The organism is Prevotella pallens ATCC 700821, assembly GCF_000220255.1.
Taxonomy (GTDB): Bacteria; Bacteroidota; Bacteroidia; order Bacteroidales; family Bacteroidaceae; genus Prevotella; species Prevotella pallens.
The window spans coordinates 1,077,318-1,100,964 of the sequence record NZ_GL982513.1 but is presented as its reverse complement, the minus strand read 5'-3'; the positions used below and the strand labels follow the sequence as shown (position 1 = coordinate 1,100,964).

Here is a 23,647-nt window from a genome sequence, read left to right as displayed (position 1 = left end):
AATGTTTAGATACAATGCATATTTACTTTTATAGAGAACCTTTAATGCTGTCTAACCACGCATCAATTCTACCTTCAGTTTTATCGTCTTCATTGACATCATCAAGAGGAAGCCCAATGAACTTACCATCAACAACAGCATCGCTATCATCGAATGTATAACCGTCAGTAGAAATACTTCCTATTATATTTGCACCTTCAGCTGCATCGTAGATTTCTTTCATAGCAGCGCAGAATGTATCAGAATAAGACTCACTATCGCCGCAACCGAAAATAGCAACAGTCTTACCAGAGAGGTCAGCTTCTTTCAAAACATTTACACCGTCGTACCAATCGTCTTGTAATTCGCCTGCTCCCCAAGTAGAAGTACCAAGGATAAGGTTATCGTGATTGGCAATAGTGTCAGCTGAAAAATCTGTAACGTTGATAGCTTCTACACCTAATTTTTCTGCAATGGTGTTTGCAATATTCTCACATGTACCGGTTGATGAACCGAAAACTACTATTGTACTCTTCATATTCGTATTGATATTTTGTTACATTTGTTTTGTTTACGTGTGCAAAGATAAACAGTTTCTTTATACTGTGCAATACCTAAAAGTAGGGGTTATGGCAAAATACCTACTTTTAAGTAGTGCGATTTCTGTTTTATTACAATATTACTCCAAATAAAGGGAAATGTTGTGATAAATTATCTCAACTGAACTAATATTAGTAAGAATGTAGTAAGAAAAGGTTTGCATAGAGTCGTAATGGAATAAAAAAGATGGTAGTCTGAAGTGTTATTAATACTTTTGACTACCATCTTTTATCATAAGAGAATATAATCTATATCTTCTTGAATACCTATTATAGGTTATTTCATAACGAGTTTATCACTTCCAGCAGCTTTAAAACTCATATCTAATCCTTTTACACTATGTGTTAATGCACCAAAAGAAATAAAATCGACTCCTGCTTTTGCGTATGGTATCATTGTTTCATAGGTTATTCCACCGCTTGATTCAGTTTCGCAACGTCCAGCAACAATGTCTACAGCTATTCGGGTATCCTCTGGCGAGAAGTTATCGAACATTATTCTATCACACCCTTCGGTCAAAGCTTCGTCTAATTCCTTGAAGTTACGCACTTCACATTCAATCTTTAAGTTTTTCCCATTTGCCTTACAGTAGGCTTTTGCACGAGAAATTGCATTATGAACCCCACCACAAAAGTCGATATGATTATCTTTTAGGAGTATCATATCGAAGAGTCCAATGCGATGATTAGTACCCCCGCCAATCCGGACAGCCTCTTTTTCGAGCATACGCATACCAGGAGTAGTCTTTCTAGTATCCAATACACGTGTATTTGTACCTGCATCAATAAGTGCTTGTTGGTATTTATGGGTCATTGTAGCAATACCACTCATGCGCTGAAGTATATTGAGCATTAAGCGTTCAGTTTGTAACAAACTCTGTTCACGCCCTTTCACACTCATAACAATATCACCAGGCTTTACGTGCGCACCATCTTCAATATATGTTTCTACTATTAACTCTGGATCGAAACGATGAAACACCCGCTTTGCAATATCTATCCCAGCAAATATTCCTTCTTCTTTTATTAACAATTTGCTCTCACCAATAGCATCGGTAGGTATACAACAAAGGGTTGTATGGTCGCCGTCTCCAATGTCTTCACTAAATGCGAGATCAATTAATTTATCGTTTAACTCTTCTACTTTTAGCATATTGTGTTATATATATTATATAAGGTGTAAAGATTAATTATAGAGACTTAAAGTCCAAGTTGCTTTGATATTTCTAACATTTTATTTATAGGTCGGATAGCCTTTTCTGCTATATCAGGGTCTACTTCTATTGTAGGCCATTCGTGTTTAATACAGTTGTAGAGTTTTGTGAGGGTAATTAATTTCATATAAGTACACTCATTACAATTATATGGTTCTTCAGTAGATGGCGCAGGGAAGAGTGTTTTCTGTGGTGCAGACTTCTGCATTTCGTAGAGAATACCAGGCTCTGTAACAACTATAAATTCTTTTGCATCGTTATTAATGCAGTATTTTAATAAGGCAGATGTGCTACCAATTTTGTCAGCCAGTGCTGCTACTTCGCTTGTACACTCTGGATGTACTAATACTTTAGCATTTGGGTGTTGTTGTTTGAGTTGTTTTATCCCTTCTACAGAAAAGCGTTCGTGCACCTCGCAAGCACCGTCCCAAAGCAACATATTACGTCCTGTTACACGGTTAATGTACCCTCCAAGATTTTTATCTGGACCGAAAATAATTTTTGTGTCTTTAGGAAATGACTCGACAATCTGACAAGCATTACTACTAGTTACTACAACATCGGTTAATGATTTGGTTGCAGCCGTAGTATTTACATAATTTATTACAATATGATCGGGGTGAGATTTGACGAATGCTTCAAATGTATCAGTAGGACAACTCTCTGCTAACGAACAAGAAGCATTGAGGTCTGGCACTAGTATTTTCTTATTAGGGCAAAGTATTTTATTAGTCTCCCCCATAAAATGCACACCACACATCACTATTATATCAGCATCAGTTGCAGCTGCCTTCTGTGCTAATGCAAGACTATCGCCTACAAAATCTGCTAATTCTTGTACTTCGGGTACAGTGTAATAATGTGCCATTATCACGGCATTCTTCTCTTTACACATTCGTTTTATCTCTGCCTTTATATCTGTATTGACAGTTATAGGTTCATCAATAAAGCCTTGTTCTATCCATTTTTTATCAATCATACCATTTCTATGTTTATTGTATTTTAATCGAGTTAGTCTTCCTTTTGCAAATCGTTGGCGTGTTCTGGATAATCTATTGTATAATGTAGACCACGACTCTCTTTTCGCGCTATGGCCTGACGAGTTATTAAATAGCCAACGTTTATCATATTTCGTAATTCACAAATATCTTTTGTAGCTTTCACTTGCTTAAATAGTTCCTCTGTTTCTTCATAGAGAAGATCGAGTCTGTTCCATGCTCGTTTCAAGCGTAAGTTACTGCGTACAATACCAACATAGTTGCTCATAACTTCTCCAACCTCTCTGATACTCTGCGTTATTAATACTCGCTCTTCATTAGAAAGTGTGCCAGCATCGTCCCATTCAGGTATATCCGTATTGAATTGATAGCCTTCGATGACATTTAGAGTATGTTTAGCTGCTGATTTAGCATAAACTGCAGCTTCTATAAGCGAATTACTTGCCAAACGATTACCCCCATGCAGACCAGTGCAAGCACATTCACCAACTGCATAAAGTCGTTTTATAGAACTCTCACTATTTAAGTCTACCTTAATTCCACCACACATATAGTGGGCACTTGGGCACACAGGTATATACTCTTTGGTTATGTCTATGCCTAAGCTTAAACATTTCTCATAGATGTGTGGAAAATGTCTTTTAGTTTCGTTTGCATCTTTGTACGTTACGTCAAGACAAACATAGTCTATCCCATGCAGTTTCATTTCACGATCAATAGCCCTTGCTACTATATCGCGAGGAGCGAGCGAGAGTCGCCTATCATATTTCTGCATAAATTCCTCTCCATTAGGAAGGCGGAGTATACCACCATAGCCTCGCATTGCCTCTGTTATTAAGAAAGCTGGTCGAGTTTCTTTTGGGTTGTAAAGAACTGTGGGGTGGAACTGTACAAACTCCATATCGGTAACGGCTCCTTTGGCTCTATACACCATTGCTATGCCATCGCCAGTAGCAATACTCGGATTAGATGTAGTGGCATATACAGCTCCGCAACCACCAGTAGCCATAAGTGTAACTTTACTTAAATAGGTATCTATTTTCTGTGTGTCAGGATTTAATATGTAGGCACCATAACATTCTATATTTGGTGTACGACGTGTTACTTCAATTCCAAGATGATGCTGCGTTATAATCTCTACGGCATAATGGTTTTCGAGCACTGTTATGTTCTTATTATTACGCACCGCTTCCATAAGTCCACGTTGTATTTCGGCACCCGTATCATCTGCATGGTGAAGTATGCGAAACTCGCTGTGTCCACCCTCGCGATGTAAGTCGTATGCTCCTTTACTATTTTTATCGAAATTAACTCCCCAATTCACAAGATCAGTAATTGCTTCTGGTGCATTACGTACCACGTGTTCTACTGCGCAATGGTCGGATATAAAGTCGCCTGCTACCATTGTATCGGCTATGTGCTTTTCGAAATTATCTACCAATAGATTTGTTACTGAGGCAATACCTCCTTGTGCCTTTGTTGTGTTTGCTTCGTTGAGCTTTGTTTTGCACACTAAAGTTACTTTGTATTTACCACTATTGGCTACACGGAGAGCATAGCTCATACCAGCTATACCACCACCTATTACAAGAATATCTGACTTATGTATCATAATAAATTTACTGTTCTTCAGAATGAATGCAAAAGTAATAATATTTTCTTTAATGTGCCAACATAATCCTTTTTTCCTTACAATTATGTCGCAAGGGTATGATATTGCGTTTTTATACGCACTATATTTTCTTTCAAAATTATCTTATAAGAGAAATTAATGTGGCTATTAAGTATTAATGATCAGTAATTTCTAATAAGACATTCTCCTTCCTTAAAAAGAAGTATATCTGTGTTTGAGATAGATGTCTTTTATCTTATCCAAACAAATCGCACTAGTAAAAGGATACAAAATATGCTATGTTACTTAATGCTTTACAAATTTCTGATGATTGCGAACGTATATGCCACGTGGCAAATTGCTTTCGGAAGTACCTGCATAACGTCCGTCAATATAATAAATACGCTTATTGTCGGTACACGTTTGAGAGTTTTCGTGTTGCACAATACCAGCTTTAGCCATTCGCAAAACCTCTTTCAAACCTGCATATATATTTATCTCACCATATCCGTACCAATTGTTTGGATAGCTTAACGATGTGTCGTATTGGGTACAAGTCTTACGAAAAACTTCCAAACAATCTTGCGGTGTAAGACGAGGGTATGCCTGAAGCCACAAAGCTATGGCTCCTGCCACAACCGGAGACGACATTGATGTGCCCCCATTAGCATTCCAAGCGTAAGTTCTTCCATTATATTGAAAGTGTCTTACATCTGATGCGAGAGGTGCTCCTGCATTCTTTGGGTTCATAATAAAATAACTACTATAAGCCGAAATAATATTCTGTCCTGGCGCCATAACATCGGGTTTAATTCTCCCATCTATGGTTGGTCCTACACCAGAGAATGATGTCCGTCGCCCATCAGTACCTTTGTCGTATTCTTTCCACTCGCCTAAATAATTAAGAAAGCCTCGCCTATATGCCGTTGCTCCTACCGAAATAACACTTGGTGCACTCGATGGAGAGTTAATACTATAACTATTATCGCCCATCTTTAGCATAGGATTTTGATCGCGCGGAGGTAAGAATCCTCTTATACGGTATAAGTCTATTGTAGCTTCGCTGCTTGCAAGTTCTATTGAAACTGAAATATCGTATCCTAAGTTTGGATTACTCTCAAGACGAATATCGTAGATAACATCTGTTGAATTATAGCTTGATGGATAGGCTAAGATACGCCATTTGTACATCTGATTGCCTATCTTAATGGAGTCTATCAGCAAAGAGTCTTTGCAAGCCAATACTTGTTCCATTGGTATTTCAACAATTTGTGCAGTAGAAGTGTTGGCAGCTACTTTCATTCGGAACACAAATGGTTTGTCGGTCTTTGTTGTAAAGTAAGCACTTTCACGATTTCCCCACAGTAACGACTCTATATTTGGTATACCTTTTGGCTTGTGAACGTAGTTTATCCAATCGGCATCGTTCCCTGCCGAAGCTACAATAATGTGTCCAGGTCCCGTCATCTTGTCGAGCATCTCATAGTATAGTTGGTCGTAACCGTGAAAATCTTGATGCCCTCCCTCACTAAAGTTAATTACACAGGGTTTACCTTGAGTGTCGGCATAGTCAAAAATATATTTAAAGCCTAATGCATCGGTAGCATAAGTGTACTTGTAATAGTCCTTCTTATCAATTAGGTCTATATTGTTACCCGTAGCATTTGCCACCAAAACAATATCAGCATCGTAAGCTATTCCTCTGTATGGACTAACAATATTATTTCCTTCCGAACCACTTCCTGCTGCTATTCCTGCGGTGTGTGTACCGTGTGTTTGAGTAAAGCCGTCTAAAGAGTGTCCTATCTGTAACAAATTTGATGCATCACGATAGTCGCACCCTACGGGCAAAGTACTACCTATGGTATCTTTTGACAGCTGATCCCAAAGAGCTTTAATACGATAATCTTTCATATTTGTGCTATAAAAGGTAGGGTGAGTAAGGTCGAAACCAATATCTTGTATCCCAACTACAACACCTTTGCCCGTATATGTCTGTGGCAAATCTTGTCCACTATAAACAGGTAAAGCATTTACCAATATTGCCGTTGTATCCATTTGTATCCTATTTCCATTGCCAGCCTCTATTCGTAATACGTTTTTTTCGTTGGAAAGACCTGCTAATTGGTTCAACGGAATAGAAAGAATGTATATATTGTCTACTTTTGCAAGCTGCCGACAGCTATACTTCTTTATTAGTCCATCGGCGTTGCCACTGAATTTTGCAAAAGCTGTGATAGTGGATTGATATTGTTCAGGATAGATAGAAGGTGCTTGCCTGCGTTGCTGAATAACATCGGTAGCAGCTTCACGCACTAATGGCGACATCTTGTTATAGTTGGGCTGTTGTGCAAATACACACATAACAAATAAAGAAAATATATATAAGCAGCTTATTCGATTCATTTAATTTATTGTCTACAAATTGTTTTATCACTGTGCAAAGAAAAGAAAAAAAACTGAATTAGGCAAACATTCACAATATTTCATACTATATTTACGTTTCCTATCATAACTAATTACACATTATATTATATAAGAACACATTGAAACAATAAGGAATGGAAATTAAGAAATTATATACTGGACGTGCTATTGCATCTTTTCTGTTGGTACTTTTCTCTATGCCATTAGGTCATGGACTTATGATTGCTATGGAGAAAACTATGTCTGAAAGTGCTGTTCATACTGCGGGGTTCTTGTTAGGGTTTGTCGGCTTAATTATGGTGATAGTGGGTGTATTTACAAAAGGCGATACACGACAAACTCTTTGGGGATTCATTGGCGGCTTATTGTTCTGGACAGGGTGGGTAGAATTTCTGTTTATGTTCTATGCACGGCGTTATGGAGTGCCACCAGAAATAGAGAATGGCGTTGTTGTTACCAAACCTGAATACCTAATTATGCCTGCTTCGTTCGGTATGTGGGCGTCTATTATGGTGATGTATATATTCTCAACACGCAACGGATGCGACTTTATTACATGGATTCAGCGCAAATGTTTTGGTAAAAAACAACGCACCATCTGTGCACAACCTATGACACGCCACACTAGTATCGTTACTTTTATGGAAACTATGATGATGCTTTGGGGAATGTATCTGCTGCTAATGTTTTGTTACGATAAGAGTTTCTTAGGCGATCACCACCCTATAACTTTTCTTGTGGGGCTCGGCTGCTTTATAGGTTCGTTATTTATGTTTAAACGACAACTTTACATTGCATCGTGGGGAGCTAACATTCGCATGTCTATTGCTACTGTTATTGTGTTCTGGACACCTGTAGAGATACTTGGGCGCATAAACTTTTTCAAAGAATTTTGGGTAGAGCCAGAAAAGTATGCGTGGCAAATGATACTTATATTGCTTGCGTTCATTTCACTTGGAGTTTATCTTTGGATTAAAGGAAATAAACGGAGAGTAAAATAAGCCAACGCAAGTAGACTAAGAAGACAAAGAGTTTTGACTCATTAACTGTCTCGAAAAGAACTGTTGATCCTGTTAATGAGTCTTCGTTTATATTCTTATACTATTCGAACAATAAATGTCTGACAGATGAATTTTCTGAAACGGCTTTCGTTTACTTTATCTAATCAATGAAATTTATAAGTGCTTTTTATTTGGGCTTAGTAAAAAAGATGGTAGTTGTAATAGACCCCACCACAACATAACAGAAAAAGGAATAGTACATTGTTACTCAAACACTTATAATAAAACCATTAACAAAACTATGCAGAGTAATGGAATCTGTAATTCTCATCTGAGTAAATATCTTTTAAGTGGTATTATATAGAGCCATAAAAGCCATCGGTTTTTGTGATATCTAATTTGAAACTGATAGATATCTAAGACGAGCGTGACAGATATCTGTAACGAGCGTGACAGATATCTAAGAAAAGAGCTACTGACATCTGATATATTATATTTGACTTGTGAGTAAAAAGTAGGTTCTGTTTATAGTCTATCTATCCATTTCCTACTGAACTTTAACTTTGCAATGATAATCCTATTCAGAAATGAAGTTACTGGTGCTACTACATGAAAAGCTACTATCTTGCATCGCAAGACAGTAGCTTTTGGCGTGTAATATCATAGAATTTATAATCTATTGAAGAATTTTACGTAAATAGAATATTACCGATAGAAATTAACACATTTATCCTAAACGGGGCATTAGAGTCTAAACATTGTTTGTTTTATTATCAAGCAGATTGTTTGTATTTGCAACACAGGCGTAGCGGACTACTTAAAGTTACACGGATAGACAATATGCCGATAAGAATATAAAATATGTTAGAGAACTATACCAGAGTAATAAGAACTAGATATATTGTAGTCTAATGAGCTATTTGAGATAATTATCTATTTCGTGTTCTTTTCTGTTTACCACTACCTATATGAATACTTTGTATTGTAGTACTCTCTTTACTTTGACCACTCTGATAATATTTCATTGCTTCTGGCATCCATTTCTGTATATTCCTAATGCGAGTTGCGTCAGAAGGGTGGCTACTCATAAATTCCATAGGCGCTCCTTGCGATGAGGCAGCCATACGTTGCCAAAAAGGAATAGCGTTTTGCGGATCGTAACCTGCCATTGCTGCAAAAATAAGACCCATATAATCTGCCTCTTGCTCATTCTTTCTGCTATACTTCAAATTAAGAAGCGAAAGTCCTGTTGAAGCTATTGAATTAACAATATCGCCTGTACCACTGCCAACTGTAGAGTTTAAAACTGTTCCCAATATAGTAGTTCCAATACTTTGATTCTGTTGTTTTGTTATTTGCTCGGCGCTATGCTTTGCCACTGCGTGTGCTATTTCGTGTCCCAACACAATAGCTAAGCTTGCTTCGTTTTGTGTATAAGGTAGTAATCCTTCGTAAACAACAATTTTTCCACCAGGCATACAGAATGCGTTGGCTTGCTTATCTTGCACAAGATTGAATTCCCACTGAAAGTTCTTTACTTCGTCAGCATAACCATTATTGCGCAAATAGTTTTCTACAGCATCAGCTAATCGACGCCCAACACGTGTTACCATTTGTGTGTTCTTAACATTTGTAGACTTCTTTGCGCTCGCCATAAATTTTGCATACTGTGTTTTGCTTAAGCTAAGGATGTCTGCATCAGACACACTAATGGTATGCCTACGACCTGTAAGTGGCACTGTAGATGTGGTTCCGCATGCGGTAAGTGTGGCAATTACAATTGTTACCAATAAATACTTAATCTGTTTCATTTCTTATTTTCTTTAAAATACTTATGGAAATCTTAGCTGTTATCAGCTCTTTCTATTTATTTTGGCTGCGAAAGTACAAACTTTTTTCACGATAAGTATTGTTTTTATTTCTTTTTAATAAAAATAATATAGTGTTATTTGCTTATTTAAATAAGAATAAATAACTTTGCGTCATTAAGAAATAGAGGTTATAACAATAAGTATAACTCATTAAATTATCAAAATATGCGTAGAACCGCCACAACGTTACTATTGTTGCTCACAACCCTCTGGGCATCAGCACAAATTAAACAAACTTATTTGCCTGACTTTAAGAAAGGGCAAACCGCAACTTACGAGTATATATGTACAAAAACACACAGGCGAAATTGTGATAATGTTACTGTTGATGGATTAGAACTAAACTCACCATTTGTATCCTTGGGGGGAGTTTTTTCTCTAATGGATATTTCAGGAATGATTCCTACAGGCGACAGTATTTCGAATAAATTCTCGCTGAAAGTACTTGATTCAACACCATATTCCTATATTATGGAGGTAAAACTTCTGGATATAAACTTACCTAAGGTTATTGAGAAAAAAGAAGGAGACCAAGAGGTTTTAGACGTAATTAACTTTATGAAGACTCTCAAACTATATTTGATGATGTCAAAAAGATTGGGCGAATGGAAAGTTATCAACGCAGATGAATTATATAGACAAGTAATTAACGAAGGGCGCAGGCGGAAACTTTCCGTTTTTGAAGGCGAAGATAAACAAAGCGATGAAGAGATTATAGAAGATATGCGAAAAGCAAATGCCATAGAAGGATTCATTTCTTTGTTTGTTCCTGGTATCAATGCGTTTACAGATGCTTATCAATTACGCTGTGAGAATGGATACAGAGAAGAAGGAAAGTTAGAAGAGAAAAAAGATTCGTTTAAGTTTGTGAGTGATGTAACGAAAGGTAAAGGCAGGGCTATAAATCTTAAAATGAATTTGGAAACATATTCAAGCGTATACGAACCATACGTCGACATAGATACAACCGATGTGGACACTGTTGAAATAGATACAGTTGTCGCAGATTCAGTTATAACAGACTATGAAGATTCACTTCCCTCGATAGAAGATAGAGGAGTATTGTGCAAGGCTCAGAATATAATAGATGTAAAAATGGATAAGAACACCTGGCTGGAGAAATACGAAAATACAGTTATTATTAACTATCCGAACGGTGTTGGCACAATTTATAAGGTAGTAAGGCGACGCGATGACTAAAGAAACAGACAAGATGAAAGCAATAAAACAACAACAAAATAAGATGCGAATATTCTTAACCATCATAACATTGCTTATAGCCAACGGTCTATGGGCGCAAAAAAACAATAGCTACAGTCCTAAGTTTAAGAAAGGGCAGTCTGCAGTTTACGAGTTTACATTAGAACAAACACAGAGTGGCACTCCCGATTCCATAAATACAATGCTCGACTTCAGTTCTATTACAGAAGAATATGATAATCTTTTTAATGGAATGTCAAGGCGTGAACCCTATCTCTCGTGTAAAGTCCGTTTAACGGTTTTAAATGTTTCTCCATTCACAACAACTATTCAACTATCCCTGTTAGAGAATGTCAATTATACAAAAAAGAACGTAGAAACAGTTCACGATAGTCTGTTTTATTATATTTTCGCTAATATTATGAAGAAGCGTCCGCTTATTCTTACCTTTACTTCCGATATGAAATCGTATATTGTAAGCAATTCGGAAGAGATATCGGCAGATTTATCAAGAGCCCTAATAAATCTGATTTATGGCGATATTCCTTCAGAATTAGCAGGCCCCATATACAGTTACAATAGATATGCAACACAGGCTTTGACCCGTACGGGAAAGCCCAATGTACAGTTCTTAACCAATCTTTATGCCGCATATATACCAAGTTTGCTTGATTTAATTCAGACTTTTTCCAATCCACTGACAGAAGGAAACATAACTAAAGGACGACCACTTGATGGAACAAATAGGAATATGACCTATTTTGCATCACAGACAAGTAGGAATAAACAAGGCGAATGGACATATATTACCGACTTAGACAAATACACTACGCCTGTATACGACAGTGATTTAGATGACAATTGGGCTGATAGTGTTGTGGTTGATAGCCTTGATGAAGATACTGTAGCTGTAGACGATTACGATAGCGATTCAACGTGTATTGATACAGCTGAAGTTGATACGACTGAATGGGATTCAACCGAATATGATTCTACTGATACATACTCGGAGCAACCAGATACAACGGTAGATGAATCTGAGCGAATAGCACATATACACACCGAAACATATATAGGAAAAGACAATTGGCCAACCTTAATAGAGAAAACAATAACTCTAACCGATGATAATATTCTTTGGACTTATCGTAGAAAAATTAGAAAAGTACAAGATGTAAAAACTAGAAAGTAAACTATATATGCGAAATACTCATAAATGATATAGAAAGAAGAGCAAAATAGCTCTTCTTTTCTGTTTTCTAGTCATTTCTTTATATAAAAGTTGTTAGTTTGGTTACAAAGTATTAACTTTACATTCTAATTAAAAAACGTAACGCTATGATACAATACTTCTTTGAAAATCTTTGGTTGGCATGGCTTTTAGTAGGTCTGTTGTGCCTTGTGTTGGAATTGACCAATGGCGATTTCTTCATTATATGTTTTGCCATAGGGGGCGTTGTGGCTGCTATTGTTTCGACTTTCAGCGACAGTTATGCACTGCAAGTTATTGCTTTTGCTGTAGTTAGTGCATTAAGCATTTTCTTTGTTCGACCATTCGCACTGAAATATTTGAATAAGAACAAAGATATCAGACTCAGCAATGCTGATGCCATTATAGGCAGGACGGGCAAGGTAACAGAACCCATCACTCCAGACGGATACGGAAGAGTAGAGATTGATGGCGACTCGTGGAAAGCTATTGCTGTAGGTGGTGTAGCTATTGCTGAAGGCACAAGGGTAAGTGTTGTAAGCTTAGATTCGATAATCATAGCCGTGAAAACGGTAGAGTAATATCCTTTTATTAATAACTAAATCACAGAACTATCATGGACATTGGATCTTATGTATTAATTGCCATCGTTGTATTGGCAGTTGTCTTTGCTAAAAAAGCAATCGTTATAATCTCACAGAGTGAAACACGCATCATTGAACGCTTAGGACGATACTTCGCAACTTTGCAACCGGGTATCAATATCATCATTCCTTTTATCGATAGAGCGAAAGAAATGGTGGCAGTGCGCCACGGACGCTATGTCTACACAAACGTTATAGACCTACGCGAACAGGTTTACGATTTCGACCGTCAGAATGTTATCACGAAAGACAATATTCAGATGCAAATCAATGCACTACTTTATTTCCAGATTATGGACCCTTTCAAGGCTGTGTACGAAATAAACAACCTACCAAATGCTATCGAAAAGCTGACACAAACTACGCTTCGTAACATCATTGGTGAGATGGAACTCGACCAAACGCTTACTTCGCGCGACACCATAAACACCAAGCTGCGTTCAGTTCTCGACGATGCAACCAACAAATGGGGTATCAAGGTGAACCGTGTAGAGCTTCAAGACATCACACCACCGGAGAGTGTGCTGCAAGCAATGGAGAAACAGATGCAGGCAGAACGTAATAAACGTGCGACAATTCTCACCAGTGAGGGTGAAAAACAAGCTGCCATACTCCAGTCGGAAGGTGAAAAGACATCGCGGATTAACCGTGCTGAGGCTGACAGACAGCAGGCTATACTCATTGCAGAGGGACAGGCAGAAGCACGAATACATATTGCTGAAGCCGAAGCTGTGGCAATTCAGAAAATTACGGACGCTGTCGGACAAAGCACAAATCCAGCAAATTACCTCATTGCACAGAAGTATATACAGATGATGGAAGAACTTGCGAAGAACGAAAACCAAAAGACGGTTTACCTTCCATTTGAAGCAACGGGCGTTATGGGCTCGATTGGCAGTATAAAAGAGATGTTTAAAGGAAAATAAAAGTATAAATGACACAAACAAGTAGCGAACTTAAAGTTTGTATTTTTTGTGGTGCACGACCAAACTTTATGAAGGTTGCACCTATTATCAGGATTATTAAGAAAAAGCAAAACGAAGGTTGGGACAGTAAAAGCATTGCCTATTCGTTGGTTTATGCAGGAAGTAAGAATGATCCAACGTTAGAGGGTAGCTTATTCGATGACCTGCAAATTCCACGCCCTGATGTATATCTCGGTGTAGAATGTGAGAACTTGAACGAACTAACAGGACAGGTAATGTCGAAGTTTGAGCAGTATTTGCAACAGAACACTACACACGTTGTTGTGGTTGTAGACGACCTTGCATCTACTATGGCTGCAGCTATTGTAGCAAAGAAACAAGGCATTGCTTTAGCGCATATAGCAGCAGGAACCCGCTCGTTTGATATTAATATGCCAAAAGAGATTAATCGTTTGGTTATCGACGGACTGTCGGACGTGCTTTTCACCGCAGGTTTAAGCAACAACAGCATTGCTAACAAAGAAGGGGCAGAGCTTTCTCGAGTATATATGGTTGGTAATATCCTAATTGATAATATACGCTTTAATCGTAGCAGAATGGGCGATTTATCGTTGGAGAATATAGCTTCAGTGAGTGAATTACAGTTGAAGCCAAAGCAGTATCTGGTTTTCACTCTCAACCGTAAGGCTCTAATGAGCAATAAAGCCAATTTAGAACGAATGTTAGAAACTATGTCTGAGGCTGCTGGCAATATGCCTATTATTGCTCCGTTGCGTACTGATGCAGCACAAGTTGTACAGTTACTTGATGCATCAAAACACAGAAACCTGCATATAGTACAACCTTTAGGATACTTAGAGTTTAGCTATCTGCTATTGAACGCGGCAGGAGTTATAACCGATTCGGGCAATGTTGCCGAAGAAGCTACCTTTACCAATGTTCCGTGTGCTACACTGAACAGCTATACCGAACACATTGAAACCGTGAAACAAGGCACGAATGTACTTGTGGGCGAAGATGCACAGAAACTTCGTACTGCTGTTTCTGATATGGTTAGTGGCAAATGGAAGACTGCAACAATTCCCGACAGATGGGACGGGCGTTCAGCCGAACGCATTATTCAAACCCTTATTGATTTTGTGAAATAAACAAAATGGAAAGCGAATATGCCACAATCGACATATTCGCTTTTTACATATTATGCAGTACATTTACAGACTATCTTGTGCGTGCATATACAGCAAGTATATTGTTCTTTAAGATGTGTGCGTGTGTTTATCGTAATACCATAGTTCTATGCTGTTGATAATGTTCTGCCAAAGAATGTAGCAACCCGGACCAACAGACGATAACGGATTAAGATAGGTAAAGGCAATCCAAATAGCGAATGTAGTGTTTTTCTGCCCCAAAGCTTGCCCCGCTTCGATAGTTTTTCCAAAAAAACGACCTATAAACCTACCGATGGCAAACTGTGCCAAGCAAAGCAGTAAGCCCACAAGAGCAATGAAGACGAGAAACAAGATAGTTGTATCGGCATGAATAATGTTCTTCACTGTGGTTCCCGTTACTATAGTAAGTGTAAAAGCCCAAAAATAAAAACCAAGATTGTTCATACGTACAATCCATTTATAAAGCGGTTGCAACATACGCCAATGTTTTGTGAAGTAAGCTACCAACATCGGAGCAACCAAAATAAGGCAAACACGATTAAGAATAACAAGAAAAGAGTCGGCAAAGCCTACATTCACATTAGGCTCTATCAGTGGAAAACAAATAGGAATAAGAGCTGCACAAATAAAGTTTGACAAGAAAGTGTAGGTTGTCATATCTTCTATGTTGCCACCTAACTTCTGTGTAACAATAGCAGCTGCCGATGCACAAGGACAAATAATGCACGCCAATATCGATTCCATAAGTATCAAACCATTTCCCCGCAATTTAAAGAAGAGTATGAAACCTACTGCAATAAACACAAACAACACCTGAAACACGCCTATCCACAGATGCCATTGAACAGGAATAAGTTTCCGAAAGTCTACTTTACAGAACGTTACATAAAGCATTAAAAACATACAAATAGGCAACAGAAAACCAAATATAGGTTCGAATACTTCTGCAGCAGGAGATAGTATGGGTATAAAAGCAAACAACAAATAAACCACAGCACCCATAGCTATAGCTACTGGCAACGTCCACTTCTTTATAATACTTATTAGTTCCACTTCTGTTTTGTCTGGTTTTAAGTGTATTCTTAGAAACTACTCCTCCACTTTCACCTTGCTTTTATACAAGTCTTCAAGATTGATAGGTGCAACATCTTCTTGTTTCTTCTTTTGTTTTGCAGGCTTATCGTTTATTGGCAGTTGGGGCGTTTGTTTCTTTGCGTCTATTTTAGATGTCGTTATTATAGGTTTTGAATGTATGGAATCTATAGATTTTTCGGTGTATATAGAATCCAACGGAACACTTGCCGCAATGGCACGCAAGCTGTCTTCTATCGCCTTAGCACGAGCTATGCTGTCGATAGCTAACTTTTCGTTAATCTTAGCTTGACAGCCTTTGCGCATATTTATGGCTTGTGTTAGTCGCGCTTCCACATCGGGTATGCTTCTATATTTTCTGAAAAATTCTTCGCAACGTGCGTAGGCATCGCGTGCTTTCTCCCATTCTGACCCAAACATATAGCACAATCCGAGCCGATAGTATATTTCTCCTTTCTCGTTATCGTAGCAAACAGCAAGTGCTTGTTCGTAAAAAGGAATGGCAAGTTTGTATTCCTGCAACTGAAAATGACTCTCTGCATTGGCAAAATAATACACAGAGCGTTCGTGAGGAGCAAGCATAGTAAGGCGAGGTGTTACTTCGTCGAGATACTTCGTTGCACTTTTATATTCCCAGTCGTTGTAATAGCACAAACCAATATAAGCACGAAAGCGGTCGTTCAGTTTGTATCGTTTATCTAATTGTTGAAAAATAAGCAATGCCTCGTGATACTTCTCCGAGTTGAAATACGCCACAGCTTTATCCAATAATACAGGGTCAGGATCGGTAGTTTGTGCCAATACCGACAAAATGGACAAGCACAAAAATGCTAGAATACAACATAAACGCTGCCAGAACACTGCTAAAACATCATCTCTGTGTTTGTTATTGTAGCCAAGCAATTTTCTTAACCTCCTTATCTCCATATTTTATAACATCTAAGTCTATCAGTACAATGCCTTGTTTATGGTTTTCGTGTGTGTCGCCCATTGCAGTTTCAATATTCTTTAGCTGCTGCACAAGTTGTTCTAACGATAACGAAGTGGTGAAATGCGCAATACAATTTAAGTATTTATCCGACACAATACCAACAGGTTCTGTCCATTGTGGTTGCGTGAAAGTAATATCAGGAAACACAGCCTTCAGTCTTTCAAAAGCCTCTTCTATATGCCGCTCTTGTTTGGTATTAGAACCAAGTGCTATTGTTATCTCCATCTTCTTTATTAATAAAAGTTAGTACAATTATAAAAAACTCGCAGTATCAATAGTGTGAAACTCTCAGTTTTTCCGCAGAAACTCGCAGTATCAATATTACGAAACTCGCAGTTTCTCCGCAGAAACTCACAGTTTTCACCGTATGAAACTTATGAAACCATAGTATGAAACAGTTTCTTTATACTAAGCTGCCATACTTCTGCTTGCATCTTTTGGCTTGCAAAAGTACGTTATTCTGTTATATAAGGTGCGGTAAACAGCACATTATTTATAAAAAATAACAATTACGAATAAAAAACGTTCATACGTCTCTCACATACTCTTAAGTTTTTATTAACTTTGTAGCCACATTATATATATACTAGTATTTGTTGAATGAAAGAATTTGTTATATCAGAAGTCAAGGCTGAAACAGCTGTGCTTGTTGGTTTAATAACCAAAGAACAAGATGATTCCAAAACCAAAGAATACTTAGATGAATTGGAATTTCTTGCCGATACAGCAGGAGCCGTTACCGTGAAACGCTTTACACAGCGTGTTGGTGGACCAAATATGACATCGTATGTGGGTAAAGGAAAGCTTGCAGAGATAAAAGAATACATTAAACAGAAAGAAGATGAAGACGAACCTATTGGTATGGTAATCTTCGACGATGAGTTATCGGCTAAGCAATTAAGAAACATTGAAAACGAATTGCAAGTAAAGATACTAGACAGAACGTCTCTCATTCTAGATATATTTGCTATGCGTGCACAAACAGCCAATGCCAAAACACAGGTAGAATTGGCACAATACCGTTATATGTTACCACGCTTGCAACGTCTTTGGACACACCTCGAACGACAAGGTGGTGGTTCTGGCTCAGGTGGTGGTAAAGGATCGGTAGGTTTGCGTGGTCCTGGCGAAACCCAATTGGAAATGGACCGTCGTATAATTTTGCAACGTATGACCCTACTGAAACAACGTTTAGTAGAGATTGACAAACAGAAAATAACACAACGAAAGAACCGTGGACGTCTTATTCGTGTAGCTTTGGTAGGCTATACCAATGTGGGAAAATCAACCATTATGAATATGCTAGCCAAAAGCGAAGTGTTTGCCGAAAACAAGTTGTTTGCCACATTAGACACAACAGTGCGTAAAGTTGTGCTTCAGAATTTACCTTTTCTCTTAGCAGACACTGTAGGATTTATACGCAAATTGCCAACCGATTTGGTTGATTCGTTCAAATCAACACTCGACGAGGTGCGCGAAGCCGACTTATTATTGCACGTTGTAGATATTTCTCACCCCGATTTTGAAGAACAAATACAAGTAGTAACAGAAACATTAAAAGATTTAGATTGCGCCGAAAAGCCATCAATGATAATCTTCAACAAGATAGATAATTATTCTTGGGAAGAGAAGGAGGAAGACGACCTAACACCAATGAATAAGAAAAATATATCGCTTACAGAATTGAAACGCACGTGGATGGCAAAACTAAACGATGATTGTTTGTTTATATCGGCAAAACAAAAAGAGAACATCGATGAGTTTAGAGATGTTTTATATAAAAAAGTAAGAGAACTTCACGTGCAGAAGTATCCTTACAACGATTTCTTGTACAACACAGATGTTGAAGAAGGAATGCAATAAAATAATGTTTCATTTATTGTTTCAGAATAAATATGGTATACAGAGCACTAACCGACAGCGAGATTTCTATTCTTGAGAACAACAATTGTTGGGCTGAAGACTGGAGCAAAATAGAAGTGGTAGACGATGGTTTCCAACCTAAATACTTGCATCGTGTTATCTTCTATGGAGATATTCGTTTAGGAGCCTTTGAAAAGAATGTTGAAGTTTCGAAAGGTTTCTTTAAGCATTCTGGCATTAACGATGCTACTTTACGAAACGTAACCATAGGCAACAACTGTTTGATAGAAAAGATAGGAAACTATATAAACAACTACATTATAGGCAATGATTGCTTGATTGCTAACGTTTCGGTAATGGAAACAACCGAAGGTGCAACTTATGGGCAAGGCAATGTTATATCGGTATTGAATGAGGCAGGCGATGGAAACATCATTATGTTTCCTGAATTAAGTAGTCAGTTTGCTGCCCTTATGGTAAAACACTTTAAAGATAAGGTTCTTAAGAATGCTATTCGTAGATTAGTTTCAGAAGAAATAGCACGTCTAACACCAGCAGTTAGCACTATGGGGAACAATGTAAAGATAGTAAACTCTAAGGAGATAACAAATACAATCATTCACAACGACTGTGAGATATCTGGAGCGAGCAGACTTTCCGACTGTACCATTCTTAGCTCAGAACATGCTAATGTTTATATAGGTACAGGTGTTATCTGCGAAAACTCTATCATAAGCGAAGGCTCAAGTATTATTAATAGTGCTAAAATACAAGATTGTTTTATAGGCGAAACTTGTCATATTGCAAACGGCTTTACGGCTTCACAGAGTGTATTCTTTGCCAATTCGTATATGGCTAATGGTGAAGCATGTGCTGCTTTTTGCGGTCCTTTCTCTGTTTCGCATCATAAGAGTACACTTCTTATAGGAGGAATGTATTCTTTCTACAATGCAGGCTCAGCCACAAACTTCTCAAATCACGCTTACAAGATGGGACCGTTGCACTATGGAATATTAGAAAGAGGATGTAAGACCGCCAGTGGTAGCCATATAGTTATGCCAGCAACAATAGGTTCGTTTTCTGTTTGTTTCGGTAAAATAACCAATCACCCAGATACAACAGCATTTCCTTTCTCATATATCATTGCTTATAACGATAAACCTTGCATTGTTCCTGGAAGAAATATTGCAACTGTAGGACTCTATCGCGATATACGGAAATGGCATAAACGCGACTTACGTCCACAGGGAACACAGAAAAGTATCATTAATTTTGAGTGGCTATCGCCTTTCACAGCGTTTGAACTATTTAGAGGAAAACATAATCTAAAAATGCTGAAGAAAACGTGTGGGGTGAATTCTGATAGCTATATATATAAAGGTTATACCATAAAAGCATCTAACCTGGATAAGGGTATTCGGCTATACGACATTGCTCTCCATATTTATATAGGAGAAATGCTAAAGAAAGCCAAGCTTTTGGATATATTCGATAAGCCTTTAGAACAAGACTCCATTAATGTATGGAACGATCTAGGAGGATTAATTCTACCAGATTTTGAAGAGCAACGCATACTTGAGGATATTAAGAGTGGTCTTTTAGAAACAATCGAAGACGTGAACGATCGTTTCAAAGAAATAAATGCAAACTATTACAGATATGCTTGGGACTGGACACGATTCCTTATTAAAAGTTGTTATGGTAGTAAAGAAATTACTGAAGATATCGAAGCACAAATTGTAAAAGACTATAACGATGCATTGAAAACGTGGATTAGCGAAATCCACAAAGATGCAGAGAAAGAATATAGTATGGGCGATATAGATAAAGACGTATTGGAGGCTTTCCTTGAAAAGCTAGAACAAGAGAGTAATAATACAATAATCAATTAATAAAAAAATAAGTTAAACATTATGCTAAAGAACCTTTCTTTTAGAAATATAGGTTTGTCTTTGCTTCTACTTCTTGGTGTTGTAGGAATAAAAGCACAGATACGTACCTATGAAAGCGTGCCTAACGATCCGATGAAGACACGCATCTACACCCTAGACAATGGGCTGAAAATATATATCACTGTAAATAAAGAGAAACCACGTATCCAGACTTATATAGCTGTGCGTACAGGTAGTCGTAACGATCCTGCTGAAACAACTGGTTTGGCACATTATCTGGAGCACATTATGTTTAAAGGAACAGATAAGTTTGGTACTTCTAATTACGAAGCAGAACGCCCTTACCTGAAACAAATAGAAAACCTTTATGAAGAGTATCGTCATATAACAGACCCCGTGAAACGTAAAGAATGGTATCATAAAATAGACTCTGTATCTCAGATAGCTGCACAATACAATATACCTAATGAGTACGACAAGTTAATGGCTGCTATTGGAAGTCAGGGTACAAATGCTTATACCTCTAACGATGTTACTTGTTATGTAGAGAATATACCAAGTAATGAAATAGATTCTTGGGCAAAAGTGCAAGGCGACCGTTTCCAAAATATGGTTATTCGAGGCTTTCATACAGAGCTTGAAGCTGTATATGAAGAGTATAATATGGGGTTAACAAGCGATGGAAGAAAGCTATTTACAGCTTTAATGGCAAAGCTTTTCCCTAACCACCCATACGGTACACAGACTACAATTGGTAGAGGCGAACATTTGAAGAATCCTTCTATCACAAATATTATGAACTATTATCACCGATACTATGTGCCAAATAATATTGCTATATGTTTATCAGGTGATCTTAACCCAGACGAGACTGTAGCTACCATTGAAAAGTATTTTGGAAACTGGAAAAAGAGTGAAACTCTAAGCATCCCTCAATACGGTGCCCAACCTAAGTTCACACATCCAGTAGATACTACTGTAGTAGGTTTAGAAGCTGAAACTGTTTATTTGGGTTGGAGAGGTGAAAGAGGAAACTCGTTACAATGCGATACACTCAATATTATTAGTAATTTGTTGAGTAACGGACATGCAGGTCTTTTCGATTTAGATTTGAATCAAACTATGAAGGTTCAATCTGCTGGTGCAGGTTTCTCAGATTTAACAGACTACTCAATGTTTATTGCATTGGGTACACCTAAAAAAGGACAAACTTTGCAAGAGGTTCGCAATTTATTGCTTGCCGAAATAGAGAAGTTAAAAAAAGGAGAATTCTCTGACGACTTGCTACCTTCTGTTATAAACAACTACAAACGCAGTTATTATAAAAATCTCGACAACAATCAGTTCCGAGCAAAGGCTTTTGTAAATGCCTTCATTAATAATGTTGATTGGAAGCAGGAAGTTGGACAACTTGACCGTATTTCAAAGATGACAAAAGCAGAAATAGTTAGCTTTGCAAATCGTTTCTTCACAAATGGTTATGCCGCAATCTATAAAGTGCAGGGAACAGATACGACAATACATAAGGTTGATAAACCAAAAATAACGCCAATCCCAACAAATAACGATAAACATTCTACTTTCTTACAAACAATAGTAAATAATAAGGTAGAACCTATCAAACCCGTATTTGTTGATTTCAAGAAAGACCTTACTAAGGGTATGACAAAGAAAGGTTGGCCTATACTTTACAAACAGAATACACAAGACGACTTATTTACACTCTACTTGCAAATTCCTTTTGGAAAAGAAAGCGATATATTACCGACTTATGCAAAAATGTATCTTGACTATCTTGGTACTGATAAGATGACCAATGCACAAATAAAACAAGAACTGTATAAGCTAGCTTGCGACTACGATATTGAACAATCAGAAGATGAGACCTACTTCTATATGACAGGTTTGAACGAAAATCTTCCAAAAGCTTTAGCTCTTATAAATTATGTAATTGACAATGCAAAGGTAGATAAAGCTGCTTACAATGCTGCTGTAGATTTACTTATTAAATCGCAAAAAGATAATAAGGCAGACCAAAAAGGCAACTTTAGAGCTTTACAAAATTATGGTATGTATGGCCCATATAACTCTACACGTAATATTTTGAGCGAACAGCAGCTGAAGAGTATGGACCCACAAAAACTATTGAACGTACTTAAAAACTTGAAGAACTACAAGCAAACAGTACTCTACTATGGTCCATCATCTATAAAAGATATTGATAATCTTTTGGCTAAGACTTTCAAAACAGCTAAGAAGTTTGCACCATTGCCAAAGGAAAAACGTTATACTCTGCAAACAACACCTCAAAACGAAGTTATTATCGCACCTTACAACGCAAAGAACATCTATATGGTTCAATTCCATAACGAAAATAAGGAATGGAATCCTAACGATGCTGCAAAGATTTCACTCTTCAACGAGTACTTTGGTGGTGGTATGAATGCTATTGTGTTCCAAGAAATGCGCGAGGCTCGTGCATTAGCATATACAGCCAGCGCAAGCTATCACATGCCAAATCGTTTGGGCGATAAAGATTACTTCAACACATTCATAATCACACAGAATGATAAGATGATGGACTGTATCGCACAGTTTAACGAACTTCTCAATAATATGCCTGTACGACTAGCTAATTTCGATTTGGCTAAGCAGAACTTATTGAAGAGTCTTGCTTCAACTCGTACAACCAAGTTCTCTATTCTTTCTGCTTATATGAATGCACAAAAGATGGGCTTAAATTGTACATTGAGCGAAAAGATATATAACGATTTACCCAGTGTAACATTCGATGATATTATCAACTTCGAAAAAACTAATATAGGCCATAAAACATTCAAGTATCTTATCCTTGGAGATGAGAAAGAACTTGATATGAAAGCTTTAGAGAAGATAGCTCCTATAAAGCGTGTTACAACAGAAGAAATCTTTGGATATTAAGTTAGCATAATAATTATCT

Annotated in this window: 18 protein-coding genes; 9 read left to right on the top strand and 9 right to left on the bottom strand. The window is 37.6% G+C overall.

What is annotated here, in order from left to right; all coding sequences use genetic code 11:
• Nucleotides 1-28: 28 nt before the first annotated feature.
• The 5 genes from fldA to HMPREF9144_RS04170 all read right to left on the bottom strand — a co-directional run bounded on the left by fldA (nt 29) and on the right by HMPREF9144_RS04170 (nt 6,808).
• Nucleotides 29-517: a flavodoxin FldA gene (gene fldA, locus HMPREF9144_RS04190; RefSeq protein ID WP_006044634.1), complete on the bottom strand. Its 489-nt coding sequence runs from the start codon at nt 515-517 to the stop codon at nt 29-31.
• Nucleotides 518-855: 338 nt separating this feature from the next.
• On the bottom strand, nt 856-1,731 hold the full coding sequence (gene nadC, locus HMPREF9144_RS04185) for a carboxylating nicotinate-nucleotide diphosphorylase (protein ID WP_006044633.1): 876 nt from the start codon (nt 1,729-1,731) through the stop codon (nt 856-858).
• 47 nt (nt 1,732-1,778) lie between these two features.
• Nucleotides 1,779-2,771 carry a quinolinate synthase NadA gene (gene nadA / locus HMPREF9144_RS04180; protein WP_006044632.1) on the bottom strand — a complete coding sequence of 331 codons (993 nt, stop codon included), beginning with the start codon at nt 2,769-2,771 and terminating at the stop codon, nt 1,779-1,781.
• 32 nt (nt 2,772-2,803) lie between these two features.
• The gene (gene nadB, locus HMPREF9144_RS04175) at nt 2,804-4,402 is read right to left on the bottom strand and encodes an L-aspartate oxidase (protein ID WP_006044631.1); all 1,599 of its coding nucleotides are present in this window, start codon (nt 4,400-4,402) and stop codon (nt 2,804-2,806) included.
• A 306-nt stretch (nt 4,403-4,708) separates the two neighbouring features.
• Entirely contained in the window at nt 4,709-6,808 is a 2,100-nt protein-coding gene (locus HMPREF9144_RS04170) for a S8 family serine peptidase (RefSeq protein WP_040595382.1), read from the bottom strand.
• A gap of 155 nt (nt 6,809-6,963) precedes the next feature.
• Between HMPREF9144_RS04170 and HMPREF9144_RS04165 the strand changes: the two genes are divergently transcribed.
• Nucleotides 6,964-7,830, top strand: coding sequence for a hypothetical protein (locus tag HMPREF9144_RS04165; protein WP_006044628.1), 867 nt, complete (start codon nt 6,964-6,966; stop codon nt 7,828-7,830).
• A gap of 929 nt (nt 7,831-8,759) precedes the next feature.
• Here HMPREF9144_RS04165 and HMPREF9144_RS04160 read toward each other — a convergent pair.
• Nucleotides 8,760-9,641: a M48 family metallopeptidase gene (locus HMPREF9144_RS04160; RefSeq protein ID WP_006044627.1), complete on the bottom strand. Its 882-nt coding sequence runs from the start codon at nt 9,639-9,641 to the stop codon at nt 8,760-8,762.
• Nucleotides 9,642-9,866: 225 nt separating this feature from the next.
• Here HMPREF9144_RS04160 and HMPREF9144_RS04155 point away from each other — a divergent pair, with 225 nt between their 5' ends.
• From HMPREF9144_RS04155 to HMPREF9144_RS04135, 5 genes are all read left to right on the top strand, one after another.
• Nucleotides 9,867-10,901, top strand: coding sequence for a hypothetical protein (locus HMPREF9144_RS04155; RefSeq protein WP_006044626.1), 1,035 nt, complete (start codon nt 9,867-9,869; stop codon nt 10,899-10,901).
• A complete protein-coding gene (locus tag HMPREF9144_RS04150) occupies nt 10,894-12,093 on the top strand; it encodes a hypothetical protein (RefSeq protein WP_006044625.1) in 1,200 nt (399 codons plus the stop codon). Before HMPREF9144_RS04155 ends, HMPREF9144_RS04150 begins: the two co-directional genes overlap by 8 nt.
• Nucleotides 12,094-12,239: 146 nt before the next feature.
• Nucleotides 12,240-12,692, top strand: a complete 453-nt coding sequence (locus tag HMPREF9144_RS04145) for an NfeD family protein (protein ID WP_006044624.1) — start codon at nt 12,240-12,242, stop codon at nt 12,690-12,692.
• A gap of 35 nt (nt 12,693-12,727) precedes the next feature.
• Complete coding sequence (locus HMPREF9144_RS04140; RefSeq protein ID WP_006044623.1) at nt 12,728-13,681, top strand: SPFH domain-containing protein; 954 nt, start codon at nt 12,728-12,730, stop codon at nt 13,679-13,681.
• Nucleotides 13,682-13,689: 8 nt separating this feature from the next.
• On the top strand, nt 13,690-14,829 hold the full coding sequence (locus HMPREF9144_RS04135) for a UDP-N-acetyl glucosamine 2-epimerase (protein ID WP_006044622.1): 1,140 nt from the start codon (nt 13,690-13,692) through the stop codon (nt 14,827-14,829).
• 108 nt (nt 14,830-14,937) lie between these two features.
• Here HMPREF9144_RS04135 and HMPREF9144_RS04130 read toward each other — a convergent pair whose 3' ends face one another.
• Genes HMPREF9144_RS04130 through HMPREF9144_RS04120 form a run of 3 tightly spaced genes read right to left on the bottom strand, consistent with a single transcriptional unit; the run spans nt 14,938 to nt 17,158 of the window.
• On the bottom strand, nt 14,938-15,903 hold the full coding sequence (locus HMPREF9144_RS04130; RefSeq protein WP_006044621.1) for a transporter: 966 nt from the start codon (nt 15,901-15,903) through the stop codon (nt 14,938-14,940).
• Between the two features lie 36 nt (nt 15,904-15,939).
• Nucleotides 15,940-16,869, bottom strand: coding sequence for a tetratricopeptide repeat protein (locus HMPREF9144_RS04125; protein WP_249031145.1), 930 nt, complete (start codon nt 16,867-16,869; stop codon nt 15,940-15,942).
• Nucleotides 16,829-17,158 (bottom strand): 2-amino-4-hydroxy-6-hydroxymethyldihydropteridine diphosphokinase, encoded by a 330-nt coding sequence (locus tag HMPREF9144_RS04120; RefSeq protein ID WP_006044619.1) that lies wholly within the window; start codon nt 17,156-17,158, stop codon nt 16,829-16,831. Before HMPREF9144_RS04120 ends, HMPREF9144_RS04125 begins: the two co-directional genes overlap by 41 nt.
• A gap of 375 nt (nt 17,159-17,533) precedes the next feature.
• Between HMPREF9144_RS04120 and hflX the strand changes: the two genes are divergently transcribed.
• From hflX to HMPREF9144_RS04105, 3 genes are read left to right on the top strand one after another with little or no spacing between them, the layout of a single operon-like run.
• The gene (hflX, locus tag HMPREF9144_RS04115; RefSeq protein ID WP_006044618.1) at nt 17,534-18,796 is read left to right on the top strand and encodes a GTPase HflX; all 1,263 of its coding nucleotides are present in this window, start codon (nt 17,534-17,536) and stop codon (nt 18,794-18,796) included.
• 32 nt (nt 18,797-18,828) lie between these two features.
• The gene (locus HMPREF9144_RS04110; protein WP_006044617.1) at nt 18,829-20,688 is read left to right on the top strand and encodes a DUF4954 family protein; all 1,860 of its coding nucleotides are present in this window, start codon (nt 18,829-18,831) and stop codon (nt 20,686-20,688) included.
• Nucleotides 20,689-20,709: 21 nt separating this feature from the next.
• Nucleotides 20,710-23,628 (top strand): M16 family metallopeptidase, encoded by a 2,919-nt coding sequence (locus tag HMPREF9144_RS04105; RefSeq protein ID WP_006044616.1) that lies wholly within the window; start codon nt 20,710-20,712, stop codon nt 23,626-23,628.
• Nucleotides 23,629-23,647: the final 19 nt, after the last annotated feature.

Excerpts from the sequence above, each read along its gene's own strand:
- HMPREF9144_RS04140 (WP_006044623.1), top strand. The coding sequence starts at position 12,728 with ATGGACATTGGATCTTATGTATTAATTGCCATCGTTGTATTGGCAGTT.
- HMPREF9144_RS04145 (WP_006044624.1), top strand. The coding sequence starts at position 12,240 with ATGATACAATACTTCTTTGAAAATCTTTGGTTGGCATGGCTTTTAGTA.
- nadA (WP_006044632.1), bottom strand. The coding sequence starts at position 2,771 with ATGATTGATAAAAAATGGATAGAACAAGGCTTTATTGATGAACCTATA.
- HMPREF9144_RS04125 (WP_249031145.1), bottom strand. The coding sequence starts at position 16,869 with ATGGAGATAAGGAGGTTAAGAAAATTGCTTGGCTACAATAACAAACAC.
- HMPREF9144_RS04170 (WP_040595382.1), bottom strand. The coding sequence starts at position 6,808 with ATGAATCGAATAAGCTGCTTATATATATTTTCTTTATTTGTTATGTGT.
- HMPREF9144_RS04150 (WP_006044625.1), top strand. The coding sequence starts at position 10,894 with ATGACTAAAGAAACAGACAAGATGAAAGCAATAAAACAACAACAAAAT.
- HMPREF9144_RS04165 (WP_006044628.1), top strand. The coding sequence starts at position 6,964 with ATGGAAATTAAGAAATTATATACTGGACGTGCTATTGCATCTTTTCTG.
- HMPREF9144_RS04160 (WP_006044627.1), bottom strand. The coding sequence starts at position 9,641 with ATGAAACAGATTAAGTATTTATTGGTAACAATTGTAATTGCCACACTT.
- hflX (WP_006044618.1), top strand. The coding sequence starts at position 17,534 with ATGAAAGAATTTGTTATATCAGAAGTCAAGGCTGAAACAGCTGTGCTT.
- HMPREF9144_RS04120 (WP_006044619.1), bottom strand. The coding sequence starts at position 17,158 with ATGGAGATAACAATAGCACTTGGTTCTAATACCAAACAAGAGCGGCAT.
- nadC (WP_006044633.1), bottom strand. The coding sequence starts at position 1,731 with ATGCTAAAAGTAGAAGAGTTAAACGATAAATTAATTGATCTCGCATTT.
- HMPREF9144_RS04155 (WP_006044626.1), top strand. The coding sequence starts at position 9,867 with ATGCGTAGAACCGCCACAACGTTACTATTGTTGCTCACAACCCTCTGG.
- HMPREF9144_RS04110 (WP_006044617.1), top strand. The coding sequence starts at position 18,829 with ATGGTATACAGAGCACTAACCGACAGCGAGATTTCTATTCTTGAGAAC.
- HMPREF9144_RS04105 (WP_006044616.1), top strand. The coding sequence starts at position 20,710 with ATGCTAAAGAACCTTTCTTTTAGAAATATAGGTTTGTCTTTGCTTCTA.
- nadB (WP_006044631.1), bottom strand. The coding sequence starts at position 4,402 with ATGATACATAAGTCAGATATTCTTGTAATAGGTGGTGGTATAGCTGGT.
- HMPREF9144_RS04135 (WP_006044622.1), top strand. The coding sequence starts at position 13,690 with ATGACACAAACAAGTAGCGAACTTAAAGTTTGTATTTTTTGTGGTGCA.
- fldA (WP_006044634.1), bottom strand. The coding sequence starts at position 517 with ATGAAGAGTACAATAGTAGTTTTCGGTTCATCAACCGGTACATGTGAG.